Annotated in this window: 6 protein-coding genes; 2 read left to right on the forward strand and 4 right to left on the reverse strand. The window is 42.8% G+C overall.

Features of this window, described 5'->3' with window-relative positions; genetic code table 11:
- On the forward strand, positions 1-422 hold a 422-nt coding region (locus VLN09_RS10660; protein ID WP_325246351.1), incomplete at its 5' end, for an RNA methyltransferase.
- Here VLN09_RS10660 and coaE read toward each other — a convergent pair.
- From coaE to pilB, 4 genes are all read right to left on the reverse strand, one after another.
- Positions 385-1,077: a dephospho-CoA kinase gene (coaE, locus tag VLN09_RS10665; RefSeq protein WP_325246353.1), complete on the reverse strand. Its 693-nt coding sequence runs from the start codon at positions 1,075-1,077 to the stop codon at positions 385-387. The two genes, VLN09_RS10660 and coaE, sit on opposite strands and share 38 nt — an antisense overlap.
- Positions 1,078-1,160: 83 nt before the next feature.
- The gene (locus tag VLN09_RS10670; protein WP_325246355.1) at positions 1,161-2,060 is read right to left on the reverse strand and encodes an A24 family peptidase; all 900 of its coding nucleotides are present in this window, start codon (positions 2,058-2,060) and stop codon (positions 1,161-1,163) included.
- A gap of 25 nt (positions 2,061-2,085) precedes the next feature.
- Positions 2,086-3,309 carry a type II secretion system F family protein gene (locus VLN09_RS10675; protein WP_325246357.1) on the reverse strand — a complete coding sequence of 408 codons (1,224 nt, stop codon included), beginning with the start codon at positions 3,307-3,309 and terminating at the stop codon, positions 2,086-2,088.
- 235 nt (positions 3,310-3,544) lie between these two features.
- Entirely contained in the window at positions 3,545-5,251 is a 1,707-nt protein-coding gene (gene pilB / locus VLN09_RS10680) for a type IV-A pilus assembly ATPase PilB (protein ID WP_325246359.1), read from the reverse strand.
- Between the two features lie 420 nt (positions 5,252-5,671).
- Between pilB and VLN09_RS10685 the strand changes: the two genes are divergently transcribed.
- Positions 5,672-6,157, forward strand: a 486-nt coding sequence (locus tag VLN09_RS10685) for a triose-phosphate isomerase family protein (protein WP_325246361.1), incomplete at its 3' end; no start/stop codon positions are given.

Here is a 6,157-nt window from a genome sequence, read left to right on the forward strand (position 1 = left end):
CGGCGGTGGCAATGGGCGTAGATGCAGTTATTTGTCCAAAGCATCATGCAGCTAGCTTGACTCCAACGGTTGCCAAAGTTTCTGTGGGTGCAGCAGAGATGATGCCGATTGTGAGCGTGACCAATCTGGCGCGTACATTGACGAAAATCAAAAATGCTGGTGTCTTTGTGTTTGGTACCGCTCTCAATGCAGATGCCAAACCAATTCATGCCGCAGATATGACTGGCAAAACCGCTATTATTATGGGTTCAGAGGGTGAGGGGATGCGTCGCCTGACCACAGAAAGCTGTGATGAGCTGGTTTATATTCCGATGTCAGGCAATGAGCATGGCAACTTACAAAGCCTAAACGTCAGTGTGGCGACAGGTATGGCTTTGTATGAGATTAATCGGCAGCGAACTTTAGCTGCTGGGCAAGCATAAGGTAGTCTTGATGGAGCGGCTCTAGTTGTACATATAGCGCCGCTAGATCGCTCTCATTTAACACCACATCATCTGCATGACGATTACGCTCTTCACGACTAAGCTGATTGACCATAATAGCTTTGATCTTTTGCACGCTTTGCTCATCACGCTGACTGGCGCGCGCAAGTTGGGTTTCTTCTGTAGCATCCATCACTAAAATACGTTGACATAAATTGGCAAGTCCAGCTTCTGCGCCTTCAATAAGCAGGGGCGCTGATAATATTACATATGGTGAAGTACTCGCTGCCAATTGCGCTTTTGCCGCTTCACGTATGGCAGGATGAGTAATTGCTTCAAGTTCAATCAGCGCTTCAGGATGGGTAAAGACATGCGTTCGTACGGCAGCCCGGTCCATATCGCCATTGGTATTTAGTACCCAATCACCAAATTTTCTTTTGATTTTACGCAAAGTAGCGCTACCTTTGACAACTACCTCATGGGCAATGACATCTGCATCAATGATATCGATTCCTTGCTGCGCGAACCAGTCGCTAGTAGCCGATTTACCACTGCCGATGCCACCTGTTAAACCCACTACTAAAGTTTTGCTTTTAGGTTCAGGTATTTGTGGTTGATGCGAATAAGGGGAAGGTGTTGCTGCATATTTTGACATAATAGGGACTTATCTGATTGATAGAGGATTAATGACAATAATAAACGAGAAGTTGAAAGTAATGATTGAGAGACGACTCTTGATTAGGAGTACATCCCTAAATACCAACTGACAATATCTGACCCATATAGCAAAGCTACGATACCGGCAATCGCAATATAAGGACCAAAGGCAAACGGTCTACTTTCACCTTGTTTTTTCATAAGAATAATCCCAACGATTGAGCCGAGCAATGATGACAATAAAATAATCAAGGGCAACATCATGGGTCCAAGCCAAGCGCCCAGTACTGCCAATAATTTAAAGTCGCCTTGTCCCATGCCATGCTTTTTGGTGATTAAATAAAACACCTTGACGACAATCCATAAGGATAAAAATCCAAGCAATAAACCCCATATAGACTGAGTAGGGGACACGAACCAACCTTGTGAATTAACCGCTAAGCCGAGTCCTGCTAATGGAAAAGTTAAGCGATCAGGTAGTAGCTGTGTATCAAAGTCAATACCGGTTAAGGCAATCAGCGTCCATACCAAAATCAATGCCGATAGCCCAGCCATACTGACGCCAAACTGGTAAATAACCAACACGGATAACAGTGCGGTGACTAGCTCAACGACAGGATAACGCAGACCAATAGCGGCTTTGCAATCTGAACAACGCCCGCGTAGTACTAGCCAACTGATTAAAGGAATGTTTTCATACCACTTTATTTTGTGGGCGCAGTGCGGGCATCGCGAAGCAGGTCGGCTTAAAGTAATAGGAGTGTCAGTCGCCACAATATTGGTAAGCGGAGTCGTATGCTCACGTGGCATATCTGCTTGTTCATACATAAACTGACTACATTCTTGCCGCCAAGCCGATACCATCATCAGTGGCATACGATGAATGACCACATTTAAAAAACTGCCAACACAAAGCCCTAGTAGACCAAATACGACCAAAGCGACTGTCATATTTTCTTGTAATAACTGTATAAATTGCATGAACGAGCTGTCCTTTAATTGGTCTTTAGCCTACCACTGAGCCCATCTGGAAGATTGGCAAGTACATCGCAATCACCAAGCCACCGACTAATACGCCAAGCACTGCCATAATAAGCGGCTCCATCAAACTGGTCAAACCATCAACCGCGTTATCAACTTCGTTTTCATAGTAGACTGCCACTTTGTCTAACATTTCTTCCAAACTACCAGACTCTTCACCGATACCAACCATTTGAATAGCAAGGCTTGGAAATAAATTGGTTGAGCGTATGGAGAACTGCAATTGTTGCCCTGTAGAGACGTCATTTTTGATTTGCTGAATAGCGTTATAAAAAACCACATTATTGGCCGCGCCAGCAGTTGAATCCAGAGCGTCGATAAGCGGTACACCGGCAGCAAAAGTCGTAGACAGCGTACGAGCAAAACGCGCAATGACCGCTTGATAAGCGATATTACCAAATATCGGGGCTTTTAATACTGCACGGTCTAAGAAATCGCGAAATTTCTTTGAGCGCTTTTTTGCTTCTGAAAAGCCAATAATTGCACCGCCAATAGCCACAATTAAAATAAACCACCATGCCTGCATCCATTCAGACATACTTACCACCATTTGGGTAAAGGCTGGTAGTTCTGCGCCAAAAGACTCAAATAAATCTGAAAATACAGGAACTACTTTTATCAGTAGAATCATAGTAACAATAATGGCGACCACTACGACCGCAATAGGATACTTCATGGCTTTTTTAATTTTAGCTTTTAGCAGCTCACTCTTTTCTTTGTAAGTCGCAACTCGCTCTAGCATGGTTTCTAACGCACCTGACTGTTCACCAGAATCAACAAGCGAGCAAAAAAGATCATCAAAATAGCGTGGATGCCGACGTAATGCCGATGCAAAAGTACCACCGGCTTCAATGTCGGCTTTAATTTGTAACACTAAGTCTTTCATGCTTGGGTTATCGAGAGAATCAGCGACAATCTCAAAGGACTGGGTTAATGGCACTCCCGCTTTCATCATGGTTGCCAACTGCCGCGCAAAAATAGCAATATCAATAGGCTTAATAGATTTTTTAAAGGTATATAAAGGTTTCGGCTTTTTCTTGATACCTTTAACCGTGATACCCTGTTTGCGCAACGTAGCTTTTGCAAGCTCTAGGCTACGACTGGTCGTCTCACCTTTTACCTTTTGCCCGCGACGGTTGACGCCATCATAGACAAAGTCTAACAGCATATCGGTCTTAGCTTTTGCCATGTCCCTTCCTTCAAAAAATGGTCTAATATAGATAATGCGTGCTATAAAACGTCGTTAGCTCATTGTTTTAAGCGGGTGTAATTTATTTTAGCGTAAAAAACCAGTGTTTATCTGTTTTATTATTCCTACTGCTGTACTACTGATTATTGTTCAGCAGTAATTATATAACAAGCTTTAAGAACGCAGTGAACTTTACTCAAAGCAATATCTATACTGAATTTTTCAATCAACTACGCTATTCAGAAGTCACGCGCATCATTTCTTGAATACTGGTTACGCCTTGTAAAACCTTTAAAATGCCAGAACGACGTAAGTCTCTAAAACCATTTTTAAGTGCCGCATCCTTGATATCTATCGCATTGCCATCTTCCATGATAATACGTGAAATATCGGGAGTGATTTTCATGACCTCATAGATACCGACACGCCCTTTATAGCCTTCACGGCATTCATTACACCCGACCGGCTCATAGATGATATTGTCTGGATTGTCCAAATCTGCATCTGTAAAACCAAGCTCAAGCAGACTTTGACGCGGAATATTGATAGGTTTTTTACAGTTTTTACATAAGCGCCGTGCCAATCGTTGGGCAATGACCAAGTTGACGGAAGTGGCAATATTAAAAGAAGCGACACCCATATTGCGTAATCGCGTCAACGTTTCAGGCGCTGAATTGGTATGTAAGGTTGAAAGTACCATGTGCCCTGTTTGTGCTGCTTTAATCGCAATCTCAGCAGTTTCAAGATCACGAATCTCACCAACCATCACAATATCAGGATCTTGACGTAAGAAAGACTTAAGGGCTGTGGAGAAAGTTAATCCCACTTTTGGATTGACGTTGACCTGATTAATACCTTCAAGGTTAATTTCGACAGGATCTTCGGCAGTCGAGATATTGGTCGAACCAGTATTCAGGATATTAATACCAGTATAGAGTGAGACGGTTTTACCAGAACCAGTGGGACCGGTAATTAGGAGCATGCCTTGCGGTTTGTGTAACGCATCTAAAAACATATCTTGTTGGTCAGGCTCATAGCCCAACGCTTCAATACCAAGCATGGCTGATGAGGGATCTAGAATACGCAAAACCAGCTTTTCACCAAACAAGGTAGGTAGGCAGCTTACCCGAAAGTCGATAGCCTTATCTTTAGATATCTTAAGCTTAATACGACCATCTTGTGGCACACGGCGCTCTGAGATGTCCATTTGCGACATCACCTTTAGACGCGCAGCAATTTTCCCCGCAAGTTGTACGGGCGGGTTGGCCATTTTTTGCATGACCCCATCAACTCGAAAGCGTACTCTGTAGCTTTTTTCATAGGGCTCAAAATGCAAATCAGAGGCACCCATACGAATAGCATCCACCAACATCTTATTAACAAACTTAACAACTGGTGCTTCCTCAACGCTATCCGATAGAGTGGTTTCGGTGTCTTCTTTGCCATCATCAAAGTCCACATTTAAATCGCTATCAGAAAAGCTATCAAAACTTTGCATAGTATCAGCATAAAGATTCTCAATACGCCTTTTAAGCTTGTCTTCTTCAACCACGACTGTTTCAATCGATAGCCGCGAGTTAAAGGCAATCGCATCGATAGCGTCAATACGGGTTGGATCACTCAGCGCTACAAACAAGCGTTGTCCGCGCTTAAATAGCGGCAAAGCATTAAACTTACGCACGATTTTTTCATCGACTAAGTCTTTTGGGATAACGTCTGAGCTGAGTGCATCGAGATCAAATAAAGGATCGCCGAACGCTTGTGACAGCATTTGTGCCAATTGATAGGCATTGGCAAGCTTATGCTCTACCAAATAAGAGACCAGTCCTATTTGCTGCTGTTGCGAATCAGTCTGAGCCACTTTCATATGGGCTTCGCTTACGATACCTTCGCTAATCAACTGCTGTGCTAAGCCACCATATTTACCGGTTGTAATAGACATTCAGACTTCTCCTTGCTTGGTATCTGGTAGGCGATATTTTGATATAAGCCCTAGGCTATATATTATGTTTGATGAATCGCTATTTTATTGTTGATAGCCATCGATAAGTAACTGGCGCTTTAAGCTACTTCTTAGAATAGTTATTTTTAATACTGTTTTGAAATATAAGGCTAATTTATTGTCTGCACTTTATCTTATATTAAGGGAATCATATAGGAATTTACGTGAGCTGAAAGGTTTTATAGGCAATAACGAGATTGTGTAATAAAAAATGGTCTTATAATAAAATTTACTGGAAAGTTCGTTAAAAGGTTAGTGCTGATTTGGGGCGCACTATACTATAGCACTTGTGAAATATTTGTTATACTTGCGCGCATATTAGCCACATTGGCAGCCATACATAAGACAAGGTAGAGAAGAATGCAAGCTTGGGTAATTGGAAATTGGAAGCAGAATCCAGCGACGAGCCATGACGTCGATGCACTATTACATGACTTATGCGCTGCCATTAGTACAACCAAGCAAGTTGGTCATGATAACTCCGCACTTTGTCAAATAATGGTAGCACCAAGCTTGGTACATTTAGCAGCAGTGAATAGTCGCCTAAAAAACACCTCAATACTGTGTGCAGCTCAAGACGTTAGTGCCCATAGCGCCAGTGTTGGTGCTTATACAGGCGAATGTTCAGCACAGCAGATTGCTGATGTTGGGGCTACATGGACTATCCTTGGTCATTCTGAACGCCGTCAGTACCACCAAGAATCTAACGATACTTTGTTGCAAAAAATGACGCATGCATTGTCACAAAATTTAGGCGTGGTATTTTGTATCGGTGAGACCCAAGTGCAATATGATGCCAAGCAAACGCTGACAGTCATCGACAACCAGTTAGCGGTAGTCAAAGAG

This window comes from Psychrobacter sp. (assembly GCF_035469765.1).
Classification (GTDB): Bacteria; Pseudomonadota; Gammaproteobacteria; order Pseudomonadales; family Moraxellaceae; genus Psychrobacter.